The sequence below is a fragment of the Pseudomonas sp. UYIF39 genome, assembly GCF_029963765.1.
Classification (GTDB): domain Bacteria; phylum Pseudomonadota; class Gammaproteobacteria; order Pseudomonadales; family Pseudomonadaceae; genus Aquipseudomonas.
In genome coordinates this window covers 195,212-213,969 of sequence record NZ_JALBYU010000007.1, presented here as the reverse complement: position 1 = coordinate 213,969, position 18,758 = coordinate 195,212, and the positions used below count along the sequence as shown (strand labels likewise).

The following is an 18,758-nucleotide window of genomic DNA, read 5'->3' as shown; positions in this document are numbered from 1 at the left end:
GATTTTGGGCGGGTTGTGTGTGAGCGAACGTGTGAAGTCGCGGGTAAAAAAAACGCCCCGAACCAGTCGGGGCGTCAGATGTGCGGCGTTGCGGTTAGCTTTCTATTCGGTCCGCAACGGCCGTTTGCTCAGGTGAATCAGATCAGTGGAACTGTTCTTCTTCAGTCGAACCGGTCAGCGCGGTCACCGAAGACGAGCCACCTTGAATCACAGTGGTCATGTCGTCGAAGTAGCCGGTGCCCACTTCCTGCTGGTGAGCCACGAAGGTGTAACCCTTGGCAGCGTCAGCGAACTCTTGCTCTTGCAGCTTCACGTAGGCAGTCATGTCGTTACGGGCGTAGTCGTGCGCCAGGTTGAACATGCTGTGCCACATGTTGTGAATGCCGGCCAGGGTGATGAACTGGTGCTTGTAACCCATGGCAGACAGTTCGCGCTGGAACTTGGCGATGGTCGCGTCGTCCAGATTTTTCTTCCAGTTGAAGGAAGGCGAGCAGTTGTACGACAGCAGTTGGTCCGGGTATTCCTTTTTGATCGCTTCAGCGAAGCGACGAGCTTCGTCCAGGTCTGGCTTGGCGGTTTCGCACCAGATCAGGTCGGCGTACGGAGCGTAAGCCAGGCCGCGAGCGATGGCCTGGTCGAGCCCGGCGCGCACTTTGTAGAAGCCTTCCTGGGTACGTTCGCCAGTCACGAATGGCTGGTCGTACGGGTCGCAATCGGAAGTCAGCAGGTCGGCTGCGTTAGCGTCGGTACGAGCCAGAATGATGGTCGGAGTACCGGCAACGTCAGCCGCCAGACGAGCGGCGGTCAGCTTCTGTACAGCTTCCTGGGTAGGAACCAGTACCTTGCCGCCCATGTGGCCGCATTTTTTCACGGAAGCCAGTTGGTCTTCGAAGTGAACGCCGGCGGCGCCTGCTTCGATCATGCTCTTCATCAGCTCGTAAGCGTTCAGTACGCCGCCGAAACCGGCTTCAGCGTCCGCCACGATTGGAGCGAAGTAGTCGATGTAGCCTTCGTCGCCCGGGCCTTTACCGGCTTTCCACTGGATCTGGTCAGCACGACGGAACGAGTTGTTGATGCGCTTGACCACGGTTGGAACCGAATCCACCGGGTACAGCGACTGGTCCGGGTACATCGATTCGGCGGAGTTGTTGTCCGCAGCGACTTGCCAGCCCGACAGGTAGATCGCCTGGATACCGGCTTTGACTTGCTGTACAGCCTGGCCGCCGGTCAGGGCGCCCATGCAGTTGACGAAATCTTTCTCAGGACGGAAGGACGGTTTGGCGCCCTGGGTCACCAGGTTCCAAAGCTTCTCGGCGCCCAATTTTGCAAAGGTGTGCTCAGGTTGAACCGAGCCACGCAGGCGGACGACGTCAGCAGCGGAGTAAGCGCGTGTCACGCCTTTCCAGCGTGGGTTTTCAGCCCAATCTTTTTCGAGGGCTGCAATTTGCTGTTCGCGTGTCAGTGCCATGGAGATAAACCTCGTCGCGTCTTTTACGGAAAGTTGTACTGCGGTGGAAAATTCATGCTCGCTGACCAGAAGCTTAGGTGGTCAAGTCGGATTCGGCGGGGATGGCGACGGGATGAACGATGGGCTCGAGGGGGAGTGAGCAGGTAAGGGCGAACTGGCGAGCGCATTCGGGCGTCGTGGGCCTTGGTGCGAACTTCAGTGTGTAGCCGGGTTACCTAATTACGCTTCCGTCCCTCGGGACAACTTCGTTCCAGTCGGCAACCTCGTCAAACACACCTTGTAGGTGGTACAGACACGAAGCGGCTCGCGGGGTAGTTGCGAACGGCGCCTCGAAGGCCCTTGCCAGGACCCCTGATTAGCGGGAGCGAGGCCATCATGCCTTTGCTTTTTTGTATCGTCAAACGTTTTGTAGTGCTTTTTTTCAAGCACTACATCTTTGGTCTAATACGACTAATCAGTCAGTTTTCGGTGGTTTAGTCCAAAGTATCGACTTTCACCCGCAGGGTCATGTCATCGCGGCCCTGGGTCGAGTAGCTGCGGGTCTGGCCCTGTTTGTCGGCCTGAGTCTGGCGGTTCACGCCGGCCAGGGTGATCCATTCACCCAGTCGTCCCGTGACAGTTGTGTCGGTACTTTGCACATTCACTACATCGGGACGTTCCTGGCTCATACGGTCACGATTGGTGCTGATCGCCAGGTGAACGATGTCGCCGGTGACGCTGGCCGTCACGTAGAAACCCTGAGTGACGTTGCGGTATTCGGTCTGGCTTCGCAAATCGCCGTAGGAATCGGTCTGAGCGCTGGTGAGCGGAACGCTCTGGCCGACCTGGATCAGTGCCGGCGCCCCTTCGCTGGCCTGGATCTGCTGAATCCCGCCGTCACGGCTGTCGGTGCTGCGGTTGATGATGCGAGTCTGGCTCGGTTTCGCACCATTTACCGAGTAGCCCTGATCGCCCTGCAAGTTGTTTTCGTTGGTGTCGACAGTGATCAGCAGGCGCTTGGCGGCGACGTCGAGTTGGGAGATCAGGGCCTTAAGTTCTTCGATCTTGCGCTGATCGGCATTGATGATCAGTTGATTTCCGTAGGCGCTGACCTGGCCGTCCTTGCCGATGAAATTCTGCGCCATCGGCAGCATGTCATCGCTGGTGCGGTAGTTCAGCGGCACAATCTCGGTGGCGGCCATGACCGAAAAACTGCAGCTCATCAGCAGCGTGGTGAGCAGGGTGCGTAGGGACATATCCGTTATCTCCGACATCTTGAAGTGTTGATATTGCCAGTTTGTCGGCCCGGCGTGGGGCAAGTTGAATCGTAGACAGCAAAACGCCCCGGCATCCGAAGACGGCGGGGCGTTTTGTGGTGTTCCCTGTGGTGATGGGGGCTTGCCCTCTCACCTCAAAGCCTCAAGCGGAGTGCCGCACCATGTCCACATGCGGAATGCCTGCTTCCAGGAATTCCTCGCTGACCAGGCTGAAGCCCAGGCGCTCATAGAACGCCGTGGCTTGCACTTGCGCGCTAAGCATTTGCTGCTTCAGCCCGCGCTTTTCGGCTTCACCGATGACCGCTTGCATCAGCGCATCGCCGACTTTCAGGCCGCGCCAGTCCTTCAGTACCGAGACCCGGCCAACATGCCCATCGGGCAGCAGGCGGGCGGTGCCAATCGGAAAGTCGCCTTCGAAGGCCAGGAAATGCACCGCCGTTGCGTCATCGGCATCCCATTCCAACTCAGGTGGAACGCATTGCTCGGCAATGAACACCGTCTCACGAATGCGCCGGATCTCGGCGTTGTCCTTTTGCCAGTCTGCGACACGAACGTGGATTTTATTCATCAGCAAACCCCAGACTGCCCTGCTTGACCAGCTCGCACAGCAGGCCGCGGCCGTCTTCGTCGCTCAGCCAGTCACCGAGGTTGTCGGTGTGCAGGGCGTCGGCGGCGCAGATCAGCTTCAGCAGTTCGCGCAGTTTGCCCGGCAGGTAACGGCTCTGGCCGCTGGCGAACAGCAGCAGGTCGTCATCGACTTCGGACCAGGCCATGCGTGCGCTCGGGTTGCGGATCAGCACGGCGCCTTGTTCCAGGCTCGCGAGAAAGTCTTCTTCTTCGATTTCTTCCGGGCCGACGACCAATTCTGGGTAGCGCGGCTCGGTCATGTACTGGCCGAACCAGGTCAGCAGCAGGCGCTCGTCGCTCATGTGCTCGGCCAGCAAAGCTTTCAGGCGATCAAGGGCGTCGTGCTGAATCTGGTGTGGATCAACGGCAGGCAGTGCGTCGGCATCGGTGTAGCGCTCTTCGTCAGTCAGGAACTGGCTGAGGAAGTCGGTGAAGTGAGTCAGCACTTCAGAGGCGCTCGGGGCGCGGAAGCCGACCGAGTAGGTCATGCAGTCGTCAATCGCGACGCCGCAATGGGCCAGGCGCGGCGGCAGGTAGAGCATGTCACCCGGCTCCAGAACCCACTCATCGGTGGCTTCGAATTCGGCGAGGATGCGCAGGTCCGCGTGTGGCAGCAGCTTGCTCTCGGAATCGCACATCTGGCCGATTTTCCAGTTGCGCTTGCCGTGACCTTGCAGCAGGAACACATCGTAGTTATCGAAGTGCGGGCCGACGCTACCGCCCGGGGCAGCGAAGCTGATCATCACATCGTCAACGCGCCAGCTCGGCAGGAAGCGGAAGTTCTCCAGCAGTTCGCCGACTTCTGGCACGAACTGGTCGACTGCTTGAACCAGCAGGGTCCACTCGGTTTCCGGCAGTTTGCTGAATTCGTCTTCGGCGAACGGGCCGCGGCGCAATTCCCATGGACGCTCGCCGTGCTCGATCACCAGGCGCGATTCAACTTCTTCTTCCAGCGCCAGTCCGGCCAGTTCGTCAGGATCGATCGGGCTTTCGAAATCAGGGATCGCCTGGCGGATCAGCAGCGGTTTTTTCTGCCAGTAGTCGCGCAGGAATTCGCGCGCCGTGATGCCGCCCAAAAGTTGAAGAGGAATATCAGGATTCATGTGTAACCTATTGAAAAAATGCACTTTTCAGACGGGAATAAAAACGCCCGGCGCTGCCGGGCGTCTCAAAAGGGTAAAGCGGTCGATCAGATGCGTTTGGCTTGCTCTACAGCGTTACCGATGTAGTTCGCCGGGGTGAGCAGTTTCAGCTCGGCCTTGGCCGCCGCTGGCATGTCCAGACCGTCGATGAAAGTTTGCAGTGCTTCAGGGCTGATGCCCTTGCCACGGGTCAACTCTTTCAGTTTTTCGTATGGGTTTTCGATGTTGTAGCGACGCATCACGGTCTGGATTGGCTCGGCCAATACTTCCCAGCAAGCGTCCAGGTCAGCAGCGATTTTTTGAGCGTTGAGCTCGAGTTTGCTGATGCCTTTGAGGCTGGCTTCGTACGCGATCACGCTGTGGGCGAAGCCGACACCGAGGTTGCGCAGGACGGTGGAGTCGGTCAGGTCGCGCTGCCAGCGGGAAATTGGTAGCTTGCTCGCCAAGTGCTGGAACAGTGCGTTGGCGATACCCAGGTTGCCTTCGGAGTTCTCGAAGTCGATCGGGTTGACCTTGTGCGGCATGGTCGACGAACCGATTTCACCAGCGATGGTGCGCTGCTTGAAATAGCCCAGGGAGATGTAGCCCCAGATGTCGCGGTCGAAGTCGATCAGGATGGTGTTGAAGCGCGCGATCGCGTCGAACAGCTCGGCGATGTAGTCGTGCGGTTCGATCTGCGTGGTGTACGGGTTGAAGCCCAGGCCCAGCTCGTCTTCGATGAAGGCGCGGGCGTTCTCTTCCCAGTCGATCTCAGGATAGGCCGACAGGTGAGCGTTGTAGTTGCCGACAGCGCCGTTGATCTTGCCCAGCAGCGGAACGGCTGCGACTTGAGCGATTTGACGCTCCAGGCGGTAAACCACGTTCGCCAGCTCTTTGCCCAGGGTGGTCGGCGAAGCCGGTTGACCGTGGGTGCGCGACAGCATCGGTACGTCGGCGAAACGGATGGCCAGTTCGCGGATGGCGTCGCAGGTCTGGCGCATCAGCGGCAGCATCACGTCATCACGGCCTTCACGCAGCATCAGGGCGTGGGACAGGTTGTTGATGTCCTCGCTGGTGCAGGCAAAGTGGATGAATTCGCTGACAGCGGCCAGTTCCGGCAGCTTGGCCGCTTGCTCTTTGAGCAGGTATTCGATGGCTTTGACGTCGTGGTTGGTGGTGCGCTCGATCTCTTTGACACGCTCGGCGTGCTCCAGAGCGAAGTTTTCCGCCAGGGTGTTCAGCACGGCGTTGGCTTCGGCGGAGAACGCCGGCACTTCGCTGATACCAGGGTGAGCGGCCAGGCGCTGGAGCCAGCGCACTTCAACCAGAACGCGAGCACGGATCAGGCCGTATTCGCTGAAAATTGGGCGCAGGGCCTGGGTTTTGCCGGCGTAGCGGCCGTCAACAGGGGAAACCGCAGTGAGCGAAGAAAGCTGCATGGGGTGTTCTCGGACAGTCGGGCAACGAAATGGGGCGCGTATCATACATGAAAAAATCCGCCGGTCCGTTGCCAACTGACCAGCGTCTTACGCGTTACAAATTACAAAAGGTCCTGCGGGTGCGGTTCAGTTGCTGTGCATCAGCGGGTAAAGCTCTTTCAGCAACTTGCGACGGCTGATCACCAACTGCCAGCGATGACCGCCCAACTGCCGCCACAGACGTGCCGAACGAATTCCGGCCAGCAACAGGGCGCGGATTTTCGAAGCGTTGCTTGGTTGCTGAAGGTTGCGCATGTCGCCATGGACCTGAATGCGTTGGCGCAAGGTGCTCAGGGTGTCCTGATACAGGGCGCCGCACGCTGCGATGACGTTTTCGTGAGCCGGGCCGAAGTGCTCGACCTGGGACTGAATCTGCGGCAAGCGCTTGCCGATCACCTCCAGCATGTCGTTGCGTTTGGCCAACTGGCGCTCCAGCCCGAGCATCGCCAGCGCATAGCGCAGTGGCTCGCGCTGAAGGGTGCTTGGGTCACGCTCCAGGGCGCCGATCAATGCGCGGTAACCTTCACGCAGATTGATGTCGTCGCCGCCATAGACTTCCAGGGTGTCCTTGGGGTCGCGAATCAGCAGGCTACCAAGCATGCACGTCAGGCCGGCTTCGGCGGTCTGGCCGGTTTTGGCAATCTTGTCGACCAGCACGGCGGCGAGGAACACGCCGCCCAGTGCCGTCAGTTGCTCCTGAGTAGGGCTCATTGCTGCTGGCCTGTAGAAGTGCCTTTGCTCGTCCACGGTTCTGCAATTTCGATCACGCCGCCGCCGAGGCAGATTTCGCCGTCATAGAACACCACGGACTGGCCTGGGGTGACTGCGCGTTGCGGGTCATCGAAGGTCGCGCGGTAGCCGTTGGCGGTTTTTTCCAGCGTGCATGGCTGGTCGCTTTGGCGATAGCGGACTTTGGCCGTCAGTTTGCGTGGCTCGGTCAAGTCGATCGGGTTGACCCAATAGATGTCCGAAGCGAGCAGGGCGCGGGAGAACAGGTACGGGTGGTCATTGCCCTGGCCAACGATCAATTCGTTGTGTTCCAGGTCTTTGATCAGCACGTACCATGGCTCGTCACTGGCGTCTTTCAAGCCGCCGATGCCGAGGCCCTGACGCTGGCCGATGGTGTGATACATCAAGCCGTGGTGACGGCCGATGACTTCACCTTCGGTGGTCTTGATCTCGCCTGGCTGGGCCGGCAGGTATTGTTTGAGGAAGTCGCTGAAGCGACGTTCGCCAATAAAGCAGATTCCGGTGGAATCCTTTTTCTTCGCGGTGGCGAGTTCGTGTTTCTCGGCAATCGCGCGGACTTCGGGTTTTTCCAGCTCGCCGACCGGGAACAGGGTCTTGGCGATCTGTTCGCCGCCGACGGCGTGCAGGAAGTAACTCTGGTCCTTGTTCGGGTCCAGACCCTTGAGCAGCTCGGTACGGCCATCGATGTCGCGGCGACGCACGTAGTGACCGGTGGCGATCAGGTCCGCGCCAAGCATCATGGCGTAGTCGAGGAACGCCTTGAACTTGATCTCGCGGTTGCACAGGATGTCCGGGTTCGGCGTGCGACCGGCCTTGTATTCGGCCAGGAAGTGCTCGAACACGTTGTCCCAGTACTCGGCGGCGAAGTTGGCGGTGTGCAGCTTGATGCCAATCTTGTCGCACACGGCCTGAGCGTCCGCCAGGTCATCCATGGCGGTGCAGTATTCCGTTCCATCGTCTTCTTCCCAGTTCTTCATGAACAGGCCTTCCACCTCATAACCCTGCTCGATCAGCAGGAGAGCGGAAACGGAAGAGTCCACGCCGCCGGACATGCCGACAATGACGCGCTTCTTTTGTGTGTCAGAAGGGGCTGGATCACGCATAGGGATTCAATGAGTGTCTTGAAAAAGGACGCGATTCTAACAGGCCGAAGCCCGCAAGGCTAAAGAGAAGGGCGGATCAGTTCGAGGCCGAAGAGTTTGCCGTCCAGATAATCATCAATACAGCGGATGATCAGCTCGCTGCGCCAGTTTGCGCGCTGTGCCAGCAGTTCGTCGCGCGTCAGCCATTTTGCGCCAACGATGCCGTCGTCCAGCTGATAGTCGGGGTGATGTTTGAGCGGTTTTGCGGTGAAGCAGACCCGCTGATAAGTCACGCCGTTGCTCGGGGCAGTGTAGAGGTAAATGCCCACCACGCCGGTCGGCTCGACGTCCCAGCCGGTTTCCTCGAGTGTCTCGCGCACGGCGGCCTCGATCAGGGTTTCGTCCGGGTCCAGATGACCGGCGGGTTGGTTGAGCACCGTTCGTCCGCCCTTGGATTCTTCGACCATCAGGAAGCGGCTGTTGTCTTCGACGATGGTGGCGACGGTGATGTGGGGTAGCCAATCCATAATTAAAACCTCCTGTTGAGGGGCAGAAACAGAAACCCCGGCACAGGGCCGGGGTTTCTTTGCATCCTTACAACCTTAAACCAGCGCAGCGATCGCGGCGTTGAAGGTGTTGCTCGGGCGCATGGCCTTGCTGATCAGATCGGTATTGGCGTGGTAGTAACCGCCGATGTCCACTGGCTTGCCCTGAACGGCGTTGAGCTCGGCAACGATGGTTGCTTCGTTCTCGGTCAGGGTCTTGGCCAGTTCGCCGAACTGCGCTTGCAGTGCAGTGTCTTCGGTCTGGGCAGCCAGGGCTTGAGCCCAGTACAGCGCCAGGTAGAAGTGGCTGCCGCGGTTGTCGATGTTGCCGACTTTGCGCGATGGCGACTTGTTGTTGTCCAGGAACTGGCCGGTGGCCTGATCCAGAGTCTTGGCCAGCACCAGCGCTTTAGGGTTGTTGTATGTCACACCCAGGTGCTCAAGGGAAGCGGCCAGGGCCAGGAACTCGCCCAGGGAGTCCCAGCGCAGGAAGTTCTCTTCCAGCAGTTGCTGAACGTGTTTCGGTGCCGAGCCGCCGGCGCCGGTTTCGAACAGACCGCCGCCGTTCATCAGCGGAACGATCGACAGCATCTTGGCGCTGGTGCCCAGTTCCATAATCGGGAACAGGTCAGTCAGGTAGTCGCGCAGTACGTTGCCGGTCACCGAGATGGTGTCCTTGCCTTCGCGAGTGCGGCCCAGGGTGAACGCCATCGCGTCGACTGGCGACATGATGCGGATGTCCAGGCCGGAGGTGTCGTGATCCTTCAGGTAAGCCTGAACTTTCTCGATCACTACACCGTCGTGGGCACGCATTGGGTCCAGCCAGAAGATCGCTGGAGTTGCGCTTGCGCGAGCACGGTTGACGGCCAGTTTGACCCAGTCCTGGATCGGCGCGTCTTTGGTCTGGCACATGCGGAAGATGTCGCCGGCTTCAACCGACTGTTCTAGCAGCATGCGGCCAGCGCCGTCGGAAACCCGAACTACGCCGTTGGCCTTGATCTGGAAAGTCTTGTCGTGAGAGCCGTACTCTTCGGCTTTTTTCGCCATCAGGCCAACGTTTGGCACGCTGCCCATGGTGGTTGGATCGAAAGCGCCGTGCAGCTTGCAGTCTTCGATCACCGCCTGGTAGATGGTGGCGTAGCAGCGATCCGGGATCACAGCCTTGGTGTCGTGCAGTTGACCGTCGGTGCCCCACATTTTGCCGGAGTCACGGATCATCGCTGGCATCGAGGCGTCGACGATAACGTCGCTCGGCACGTGCAGGTTGGTGATGCCTTTGTCGGAGTTGACCATGGCCAACGACGGACGAACGGCGTAGACCGCCTGGATGTCCGCTTCGATCTGCGCTTGTTGCTCGGCCGGCAAAGCCTTGATGCGAGCGTACAGATCGCCGATGCCGTTGTTCAGGTTGAAGCCGATCTGCGCCAGCACGTCAGCGTGCTTTGCCAGTGCGTCTTTATAGAACTCGGCAACGATCTGGCCGAACATGATCGGGTCGGAGACCTTCATCATGGTGGCTTTCAAGTGAACCGACAGCAACACGCCTTTTTGCTTGGCGTCTTCGATCTCGGCCGCGATGAAGCTGCGCAGGGCGTTTTTGCTCAGTACCGCGCAATCGAGGATCTCACCGGCTTGCACGGTGGTTTTTTCTTTCAGGACGGTGGTGGTGCCATCTTGAGCGATCAGTTCGATTTTGACGGCGTCAGCGGCGTCGATCAGGGCAGCTTTTTCGCTGCCGTAGAAATCGCCGGTGCTCATGTGCGCAACGTGGGACTTGGAATCCGCAGCCCAGGCGCCCATTTTGTGCGGGTGCTTGCGCGCGTAGTTCTTGACCGACAGCGGTGCACGACGATCGGAGTTGCCTTCGCGCAGAACCGGGTTCACGGCGCTGCCCTTGATCTTGTCGTAACGCGACTTGGCGAGCTTGTCGGCGTCGCTGGTCACGGTCTCCGGGTAATCAGGCAGTGCGAAGCCCTGGGCTTGCAGTTCCTTGATCGCGGCTTGCAGTTGCGGAACCGAGGCGCTGATGTTCGGCAATTTGATGATGTTGGCTTCAGGCGTAACGGCCAGGTCGCCCAGTTCGGCGAGGTGGTCGGCTACGGCTTTGTCGCCCAGTTGCTCGGGGAAGCTGGCCAGGATGCGCCCTGCAAGAGAGATATCGCGGGTTTCCACGGCGATATCAGCGGAGGCGGTGAAGGCCTCTACGATAGGCAACAGTGAATAGGTGGCGAGGGCGGGAGCTTCGTCGGTGAAGGTATAGATGATCTTCGAGCGGGTGGGCATATTCGGATTAACTCTCTCTTCTTTGCTAAAGCGTGCGCAGAAAAACTCGAGGGGCGCCGGGTAAGCGCGTTCGTTCAAAGTCATCCATGAGCCGAATGTCGAGATTTCTTCGCGGTGATGTTGGGTGCATCAGTCGAGCGTCAAGCGGTTGGACTGCGGTAACAGTCCTGCTTTTTCGGGCCCAAAGTCTCGTAGTAGAGAGGTCGGCCGTCGTGACTCTGTGGTCAGCGGGCCGCATTATACATAGGTAGCTGGCAATCTGCCGATGGTTCATATGCAACGATTGTCGTCCATTGGTCTAAAGGTCGCAGGGGCGAGTGGGGCGTAGAGTCTTGCACCGTGCTTGAGTTTGGCGCTTTTCCCTTTGCTTTCAGGCTTGTACGCCGCGAACTGTGCAGCTTTGCGGCAGATGGTTGGAACATAGGGTTTGCGTGCCGATTTAACTGGGGTACGCTCGAACGAAGCCAGATGTTCAATCCAAACAATGGAGTTCAGCATGGGATACAAGAAGATTCAGGTTCCAGCAGTCGGCGACAAAATCACCGTCAACGCGGACCATTCTCTCAATGTTCCTAACAACCCGATCATCCCCTTCATCGAAGGTGATGGTATTGGCGTTGATATCAGCCCGGTCATGATCAAGGTTGTCGATGCTGCTGTTAAGAAGGCTTACGGCGGCGAACGCAAAATTTCCTGGATGGAAGTCTACGCCGGGGAGAAAGCGACTCAGGTTTACGATCAGGACACCTGGCTACCTCAGGAAACCCTGGACGCGGTCAAGGATTACGTGGTTTCCATCAAGGGACCTCTGACCACCCCGGTCGGTGGCGGCATCCGTTCCCTGAACGTGGCCCTGCGTCAGCAACTCGACCTTTATGTGTGCCTGCGCCCTGTGCGCTGGTTCGAAGGCGTGCCTAGCCCGGTCAAGAAGCCAGGCGACGTCGACATGACGATCTTCCGTGAGAACTCGGAAGACATCTACGCCGGTATCGAATGGAAAGCCGGTTCGCCGGAAGCGACCAAGGTCATCAAGTTCCTTAAAGATGAAATGGGCGTCACCAAGATCCGTTTCGACGAAAACTGCGGTATAGGCATCAAGCCGGTTTCGCTGCAAGGCACCAAGCGTCTGGCGCGAAAAGCGCTGCAGTATGTAGTCGACAACGATCGCGACTCGCTGACCATCGTGCACAAAGGCAACATCATGAAGTTCACCGAAGGTGCCTTCAAGGAGTGGGCCTACGAAGTGGCGGCTGAAGAGTTCGGCGCGACCCTGCTCGATGGCGGTCCATGGATGCAGTTCAAAAACCCGAAAACCGGCAAGAACGTTATCGTCAAAGACGCCATCGCCGACGCCATGCTCCAGCAGATCCTGCTGCGCCCGGCCGAATACGATGTGATCGCGACCCTGAACCTGAACGGTGACTACCTCTCCGATGCCCTGGCGGCCGAAGTGGGCGGTATCGGTATCGCTCCGGGTGCCAACCTGTCTGACACCATTGCGATGTTCGAAGCGACCCACGGTACGGCGCCGAAGTACGCTGGCAAGGACCAGGTCAACCCGGGCTCCCTGATTCTGTCCGCAGAGATGATGCTGCGCCACATGGGCTGGACCGAAGCGGCTGATCTGATCATCAAGGGCACCAACGGCGCAATCTCCGCCAAGACCGTGACCTATGACTTCCACCGTTTGATGGAGGGCGCGAAACTGCTGTCTTCGTCTGCGTTCGGTGATGCGCTTATTTCGCATATGTAAGCGAATAGGCATTAAAAAAACCGCCTTCAGGCGGTTTTTTTATGACTGAATGAGGGGTGCGTCAGCTCGACACCGTTTCCTGTTGGGTGGTAGGTGCGGTCTGTTCCTTCTCGATAGCAGCAGACGTAATCTTCACCGCATGTAACCCTTTGGGTCCCTGGACGATCTCGAAGTTTACGGCTTGTCCGGCCTTGAGGGTCCTGTATCCGCCCATTTCAATGGCCGAATAGTGGGCAAAGAAATCAATAAGATGATCTTTTTCGTCGCGACCTTCTCTGGCGTCGGTGTTAATGAAACCGAATCCCTTGGCATTGTTGAACCATTTGACCTTGCCGCTGACCTTGACACCTGACATACCCATATCCCTCTGCAACAGACTCCATCACTGGAGTATCATCCAGTACATCCGCAGTCGGTTCTCATAAATAAGATTGACTCCGCGGACCTTTTTTACCCACTGTGGGCTCTATTGGTTGTAACACCGTTTTGCCGATAGTCAAGGCGACCAGGCAGCCGGAGTTGAAATCGACGATGGCCGCCCCCACCACTGTATTCGCACAACTGACGAACCTTTCTTTCCATGCATGCAATCAGCCAGATTCGACTAACATTCAATCAGGATCGCCCGACTCTCCAAAAGGATCGCCCGGAGGAACACGACGACGATTCCGCAGGCATTGCTGTTCAGGAGGCCAAGCCTGCTTTACAGGCGCCGCCGATGTACAAGGTGGTTTTGTTCAATGATGACTACACACCGATGGATTTCGTCGTCGAAGTGCTCGAGGTGTTTTTTAACCTGAATCGCGAGCTGGCGACCAAGGTCATGCTGGCCGTCCACACAGAAGGACGGGCAGTATGTGGAGTGTTTACCCGCGACATCGCCGAGACTAAGGCCATGCAGGTCAACCAGTACGCCAGGGAAAGCCAGCATCCGCTACTCTGTGAAATCGAGAAGGACGGTTAATCGCCGACCACTTGGGTATGAGGTGAAGCTATGTTAAACCGCGAGCTCGAAGTCACCCTCAATCTTGCCTTCAAGGAGGCTCGATCGAAACGTCATGAATTCATGACCGTCGAACACCTCCTGCTGGCCCTATTGGACAATGAGGCTGCCGCCACCGTTTTGCGTGCCTGCGGCGCAAACCTCGACAAACTCAAGCACGATCTGCAGGAGTTCATCGACTCCACCACGCCATTGATCCCCGTTCATGACGAGGATCGTGAGACCCAGCCAACCCTGGGCTTCCAGCGTGTTCTGCAACGTGCTGTCTTTCACGTACAGAGCTCGGGCAAGCGCGAAGTGACTGGCGCCAACGTACTGGTCGCGATCTTCAGTGAGCAAGAGAGTCAGGCAGTGTTCCTGCTGAAACAGCAGAGCGTTGCGCGCATCGATGTCGTCAACTACATCGCACACGGCATTTCCAAAGTGCCGGGGCATGGCGATCACTCTGAAGGTGAACAAGATATGCAGGACGACGAGGGCGGTGAGTCTTCTTCTTCAGGCAATCCTCTGGATGCTTATGCCAGCAACCTCAACGAACTCGCGCGCCAGGGTCGAATCGATCCATTGGTAGGCCGTGAGCTGGAAGTCGAGCGCGTTGCGCAGATCCTGGCGCGTCGTCGCAAAAACAATCCGCTGCTGGTGGGCGAGGCGGGCGTGGGTAAAACCGCGATTGCCGAAGGCCTGGCCAAACGCATTGTCGACAATCAGGTACCGGACCTGCTGGCCAACAGCGTGGTGTATTCCCTCGATCTGGGAGCCTTGCTGGCCGGAACCAAATACCGCGGTGATTTCGAGAAGCGCTTCAAGGCGTTGCTCAATGAGCTGAAAAAACGTCCGCAGGCGATCCTGTTCATCGACGAAATCCACACCATCATTGGTGCGGGTGCCGCGTCCGGTGGCGTCATGGATGCATCGAACCTGCTCAAGCCGCTGCTGTCGTCGGGTGATATCCGTTGCATCGGCTCGACCACGTTCCAGGAATTCCGCGGGATCTTCGAGAAGGACCGTGCGCTGGCACGGCGCTTCCAGAAGGTCGATGTGTCGGAGCCGTCGGTGGAAGACACCATCAGCATCCTGCGCGGCCTGAAAGGGCGTTTCGAAACGCACCACGGCATCGAATACAGCGATGAAGCCCTGCGTGCGGCGGCTGAGCTGGCCTCGCGCTACATCAATGACCGGCACATGCCGGACAAGGCCATCGACGTCATCGACGAAGCGGGTGCCTACCAGCGCCTGCAGCCAATCGAGAAGCGCGTGAAACGCATCGAAGTGCCTCAGGTCGAGGACATCGTCGCGAAAATCGCGCGGATTCCGCCTAAGCACGTCACCAGCTCCGACAAAGAGCTGCTGCGTAACCTTGAGCGTGACCTGAAGCTGACAGTATTTGGCCAGGATGCCGCAATCGACTCGCTGTCGACCGCGATCAAACTGTCCCGTGCCGGCCTCAAGTCGCCTGACAAGCCTGTCGGTTCGTTCCTGTTCGCAGGGCCTACCGGTGTCGGTAAAACCGAGGCGGCGCGTCAGTTGGCCAAGGCGTTGGGCATCGAACTGGTTCGTTTCGACATGTCCGAGTACATGGAGCGCCACACCGTATCTCGTCTGATCGGTGCGCCTCCAGGCTATGTCGGGTTCGATCAGGGCGGTCTGCTGACCGAAGCCATCACCAAGCAGCCTCACTGCGTGCTGTTGCTCGATGAAATCGAGAAGGCGCATCCGGAAGTCTTCAACCTGCTGCTGCAGGTGATGGACCACGGTACGCTGACCGATAACAACGGGCGCAAGGCGGATTTCCGTAACGTGATCGTCATCATGACGACCAACGCTGGCGCCGAAACGGCAGCTCGCGCTTCGATCGGTTTCACCTATCAGGACCACTCGTCCGATGCGATGGAAGTGATCAAGAAGAGCTTCACGCCGGAGTTCCGCAACCGTCTGGACACCATTATCCAGTTTGGTCGCCTCAGCCATGAGGTCATCAAAAGCGTGGTGGACAAGTTCCTTACCGAGCTTCAGGCGCAGCTGGAAGACAAGCGCGTGCAGCTGGAAGTGACGGACGCGGCGCGCAGCTGGCTGGCAGCGGGTGGCTACGACACGGCAATGGGTGCTCGACCAATGGCGCGTTTGATTCAGGACAAGATCAAGCGTCCGCTGGCGGAAGAAATCCTGTTTGGCGAACTGGCCGACCATGGTGGTGTGGTTCACATCGATCTCAAGGACGGCGAGCTGACCTTCGACTTCGAGACCACGGCTGAAATGGCCTGACGTTTACCGCGACAAAGCCAAAAGGCGTCGAAAGGCGCCTTTTTGCTGTCTGCCATTTGTACCCCGTCCCCCGTGCAGGCTCCAAAAGTTTGGGGCATCAAATCCCAGGCAAACAAAAACGCCCGGCATAAACCGGGCGTTTTGTATTGACTTGATTAGCGAGCGCGGTAAGTGATGCGTCCTTTGCTCAAGTCATAGGGCGTCAGCTCGACGCGCACTTTGTCGCCGGTAAGAATACGAATGTAGTTCTTGCGCATCTTGCCGGAGATATGCGCGGTTACGACGTGCCCATTTTCCAACTCCACACGAAACATGGTGTTGGGCAGGGTGTCGACGACAGTGCCTTCCATTTCGAAGCTGTCTTCTTTCGACATGCAGTAAAGCCCTCGGTGTCCAATGAATGGCCCGGTGCAACTGCGCCAGGCAAAAGCGGCGTGCATTGTGCCCGAAAAATGGGGTTTAAGCCAAGGGGTTTACGGCTTGCTCTAGTTCAGAATGACCCAGCGCTGATTAATCAGCAGTTCGATAGGGCGATATTGAGTCTTGTAACTCATCTTTTTGCAGTTTTTGATCCAATAGCCCAGATAGACGGCTTCCAGCCCCAGGCGTTGAGCCTCGGCGATTTGCCAGAGAATCGCATAGCGCCCCAGGCTACGGCGTTCTTCAGCGGGCTCGTAGAAGGTGTAAACGGCCGACAAACCGTTCGGCAGCAAGTCGGTGACGGCCACCGCCACCAGTCGTCCTTCGAGGCGGAATTCGTAGAATCGGGAAAACGGCAGGTCACGTACCAGGAACGTCGCAAACTGATCGCGACTCGGCGGGTACATATCGCCATCGGCGTGACGTTGTTCGATATACCGCTGATAAAGGTCGAAATACTCTTCGCTGAATTGCGGCCTGGCTGGGCGCACCTGGAGGTCGACGTTGCGTTTGAAGATGCGTTTCTGCTGGCGGTTGGGCGAAAATTGCGCCACAGGGATACGCGCCGGTACGCACGCATTGCAATTCTGGCAATGAGGCCGGTAAAGATGATCGCCGCTACGACGGAAACCCATTTCAGACAGGTCTGCATAGACATGCACATCCATGGGCTGACTAGGGTCGAGGAACAAGGTCGTGGCCTGCTCCTCGGGCAGATAACTGCAAGAGTGGGGCTGAGTGGCATAGAACTTCAAACGCGCCAACTCGGTCATGATCAACCCTCGGGATAAGCTTTTGAATTAAGTGTAAGCCACTGGCGCAAAAGTCGCTCAGCAAACCCAGCTGGCGCTGCTGGGCTGGTCCAGATGCTGCGCAAGGTAACCGGCAAACTCGCTGCGAGGAATCGCTCGGGCGCCGAGGCTGTGCAGATGGTCGGTCGGCATCTGGCAGTCGATCAGCACAAAGCCTGAGTCTTTCAGATGTCGGACCAGTGTGGCAAAGCCATATTTCGAGGCGTTGTCGGCGCGGCTGAACATGGACTCGCCGAAAAACAGCTGACCCATCGCCAGGCCATAGAGCCCGCCAACGAGTTCGCCCTGGTCCCAGACTTCCACTGAATGGGCGTAGCCACGCCTGTGCAGCTCGAGGTATGCGGTCTGCATGGCTTCTGTGATCCAGGTGCCATCGGCGTAATCCCGAGGTGCGGCGCAGGCGCGGATGACCGCGGCAAAATCCTGATCAAAGGTCACTTGATAGCGTTGCTGGCGCAGCAGCTTGTTCAGGCTGCGCGAGACATGCAGTTCGTCGGGAAACAGTACGGTGCGTGGATCCGGCGACCACCAGAGAATTGGCTGGCCTTCCGAGAACCACGGAAAACAGCCGTGGCGATAGGCCTGAATCAGACGATCGGCGGACAGATCCCCGCCCGCGGCCAACAGCCCGTTGGGATCGCGCATGGCTTTTTCCAGGGGCGGGAAGGTCAGGGTATTGCGTTGTAACCAAGTCAGCATGGCATCCGGGCTTGCAGAAGGGGAGGGCAGTGGTGGGCGGGTGGGCCCACCGTGAAGTGTGCCGTCAAACGACTGGAATGTCGTCGAGATACTTCTCGGCGTCCAGCGCGGCCATGCAGCCGGCCCCGGCAGACGTCACGGCCTGGCGGTAAACGTGATCGGCCACGTCACCGGCGGCAAACACGCCCGGGATTTCGGTACTGGTAGCATCGCCTTCGCTGCCGCCCTTGACCAGCAGATAGCCGTCACGCATTTTCAGCTGGCCCTCAAACAGGTCGGTGTTGGGTTTGTGGCCAATAGCGATAAACACGCCGGTCAGCGGCAATTCACTGGTTTCGCCAGTGTGGCTGTCCCGCAGGCGGGCGCCAGTCACGCCGCTGGCATCACCCAGCACTTCATCCAGATTCTGGTTCCAGTGCAGGCGGATATTACCTTTGGCGGCTTTTTCGAAGAGCTTGTCTTGAAGAATCTTCTCCGAGCGCAACTTGTCGCGCCGGTGAATCAGGTGAACTTCCTTGGCGATGTTTGACAGGTACAGCGCTTCTTCAACTGCCGTGTTGCCGCCGCCAACGACTGCAACCACCTGATTGCGGTAGAAGAAACCGTCGCACGTCGCGCAGGCCGATACCCCTTTGCCGGCAAATGTCTCTTCCGATAGCAGCCCCAGGTATTGCGCCGAGGCGCCGGTGGCGATAATCAGCGCATCACAGGTGTAAGTGCCGCTATCGCCGATGAGTTCGAACGGGTGCTGTTGCAACTTGGCGGTGTGGATGTGGTCGTAGACGATCTCTGTGTGAAAGCGCTCGGCGTGTTTTTGCATGCGTTCCATCAGCACCGGGCCGGTGAGGCCTTCGACATCACCGGGCCAGTTGTCGACTTCGACGGTGGTGGTGAGCTGGCCACCTGCCTGTATGCCGGTAATGACAACGGGATTGAGGTTGGCGCGGGCGGCATAAACGGCAGCGCTGTAACCGGCGGGGCCGGAGCCCAGAATGATCAGGCGGGAATGCTTCGCTTCGCTCATAAAAACACCTCATAAGCCTTTGTCACAAAAGAGAATGCATGCTCAAATTGAACCGCGCGTAATGTGCTGTTGGCTATGCTACACCTTGGGTTTCAAGCATGGCATCGGACGAACAAACCCGTACAATGCCTGCCTGTAACAGAATAATCGCGGCGCGCCGTGTTTATAAAAACCG

The 18,758-nt window shown here is 58.3% G+C and carries 17 protein-coding genes; 3 read left to right on the top strand and 14 right to left on the bottom strand.

Annotated elements, in window-relative coordinates; genetic code table 11:
• Nucleotides 1–142: 142 nt before the first annotated feature.
• The 9 genes from aceA to MO767_RS12160 form a co-directional block, all read right to left on the bottom strand.
• Entirely contained in the window at nt 143–1,468 is a 1,326-nt protein-coding gene (gene aceA / locus MO767_RS12200) for an isocitrate lyase (protein ID WP_008032724.1), read from the bottom strand.
• A 473-nt stretch (nt 1,469–1,941) separates the two neighbouring features.
• Entirely contained in the window at nt 1,942–2,703 is a 762-nt protein-coding gene (locus tag MO767_RS12195) for a secretin N-terminal domain-containing protein (protein WP_282480699.1), read from the bottom strand.
• 163 nt (nt 2,704–2,866) lie between these two features.
• Entirely contained in the window at nt 2,867–3,292 is a 426-nt protein-coding gene (locus MO767_RS12190; RefSeq protein WP_282480698.1) for a GNAT family N-acetyltransferase, read from the bottom strand.
• Entirely contained in the window at nt 3,285–4,454 is a 1,170-nt protein-coding gene (locus tag MO767_RS12185) for a cupin domain-containing protein (RefSeq protein WP_282480697.1), read from the bottom strand. The genes MO767_RS12190 and MO767_RS12185 overlap by 8 nt, the downstream gene beginning before the upstream one ends.
• Nucleotides 4,455–4,540: 86 nt before the next feature.
• The gene (purB, locus tag MO767_RS12180) at nt 4,541–5,911 is read right to left on the bottom strand and encodes an adenylosuccinate lyase (RefSeq protein WP_008146027.1); all 1,371 of its coding nucleotides are present in this window, start codon (nt 5,909–5,911) and stop codon (nt 4,541–4,543) included.
• A gap of 126 nt (nt 5,912–6,037) precedes the next feature.
• Nucleotides 6,038–6,661: a high frequency lysogenization protein HflD gene (gene hflD / locus MO767_RS12175; protein WP_282480696.1), complete on the bottom strand. Its 624-nt coding sequence runs from the start codon at nt 6,659–6,661 to the stop codon at nt 6,038–6,040.
• Nucleotides 6,658–7,803, bottom strand: a complete 1,146-nt coding sequence (gene mnmA, locus MO767_RS12170; RefSeq protein WP_282480695.1) for a tRNA 2-thiouridine(34) synthase MnmA — start codon at nt 7,801–7,803, stop codon at nt 6,658–6,660. Before mnmA ends, hflD begins: the two co-directional genes overlap by 4 nt.
• A 59-nt stretch (nt 7,804–7,862) precedes the next feature.
• Nucleotides 7,863–8,309: an NUDIX hydrolase gene (locus tag MO767_RS12165; protein WP_282480694.1), complete on the bottom strand. Its 447-nt coding sequence runs from the start codon at nt 8,307–8,309 to the stop codon at nt 7,863–7,865.
• A gap of 75 nt (nt 8,310–8,384) precedes the next feature.
• Nucleotides 8,385–10,610 (bottom strand): NADP-dependent isocitrate dehydrogenase, encoded by a 2,226-nt coding sequence (locus MO767_RS12160; protein ID WP_282480693.1) that lies wholly within the window; start codon nt 10,608–10,610, stop codon nt 8,385–8,387.
• Nucleotides 10,611–11,106: 496 nt separating this feature from the next.
• Between MO767_RS12160 and icd the strand changes: the two genes are divergently transcribed.
• A complete protein-coding gene (gene icd / locus MO767_RS12155) occupies nt 11,107–12,363 on the top strand; it encodes an NADP-dependent isocitrate dehydrogenase (protein WP_010458895.1) in 1,257 nt (418 codons plus the stop codon).
• Between the two features lie 61 nt (nt 12,364–12,424).
• Here the strand turns inward: icd and MO767_RS12150 are convergent, their stop codons facing one another.
• Nucleotides 12,425–12,724, bottom strand: coding sequence for a cold shock domain-containing protein (locus MO767_RS12150; protein WP_282480692.1), 300 nt, complete (start codon nt 12,722–12,724; stop codon nt 12,425–12,427).
• A 219-nt stretch (nt 12,725–12,943) separates the two neighbouring features.
• Between MO767_RS12150 and clpS the strand changes: the two genes are divergently transcribed.
• Both clpS and clpA read left to right on the top strand, forming a co-directional pair.
• Nucleotides 12,944–13,327 (top strand): ATP-dependent Clp protease adapter ClpS, encoded by a 384-nt coding sequence (gene clpS, locus MO767_RS12145; RefSeq protein ID WP_020799529.1) that lies wholly within the window; start codon nt 12,944–12,946, stop codon nt 13,325–13,327.
• A gap of 30 nt (nt 13,328–13,357) precedes the next feature.
• Nucleotides 13,358–15,628 carry an ATP-dependent Clp protease ATP-binding subunit ClpA gene (gene clpA, locus MO767_RS12140; protein ID WP_282480691.1) on the top strand — a complete coding sequence of 757 codons (2,271 nt, stop codon included), beginning with the start codon at nt 13,358–13,360 and terminating at the stop codon, nt 15,626–15,628.
• 155 nt (nt 15,629–15,783) lie between these two features.
• Here the strand turns inward: clpA and infA are convergent, their stop codons facing one another.
• The 4 genes from infA to trxB form a co-directional block, all read right to left on the bottom strand.
• Entirely contained in the window at nt 15,784–16,002 is a 219-nt protein-coding gene (gene infA / locus MO767_RS12135) for a translation initiation factor IF-1 (RefSeq protein ID WP_002553999.1), read from the bottom strand.
• A 111-nt stretch (nt 16,003–16,113) separates the two neighbouring features.
• A complete protein-coding gene (locus tag MO767_RS12130; RefSeq protein ID WP_111448957.1) occupies nt 16,114–16,821 on the bottom strand; it encodes an arginyltransferase in 708 nt (235 codons plus the stop codon).
• A 57-nt stretch (nt 16,822–16,878) separates the two neighbouring features.
• Nucleotides 16,879–17,559 (bottom strand): leucyl/phenylalanyl-tRNA--protein transferase, encoded by a 681-nt coding sequence (aat, locus tag MO767_RS12125; RefSeq protein ID WP_282480690.1) that lies wholly within the window; start codon nt 17,557–17,559, stop codon nt 16,879–16,881.
• Between the two features lie 64 nt (nt 17,560–17,623).
• Nucleotides 17,624–18,583, bottom strand: coding sequence for a thioredoxin-disulfide reductase (trxB, locus tag MO767_RS12120; RefSeq protein WP_282480689.1), 960 nt, complete (start codon nt 18,581–18,583; stop codon nt 17,624–17,626).
• Between the last annotated feature and the right edge of the window lie 175 nt (nt 18,584–18,758).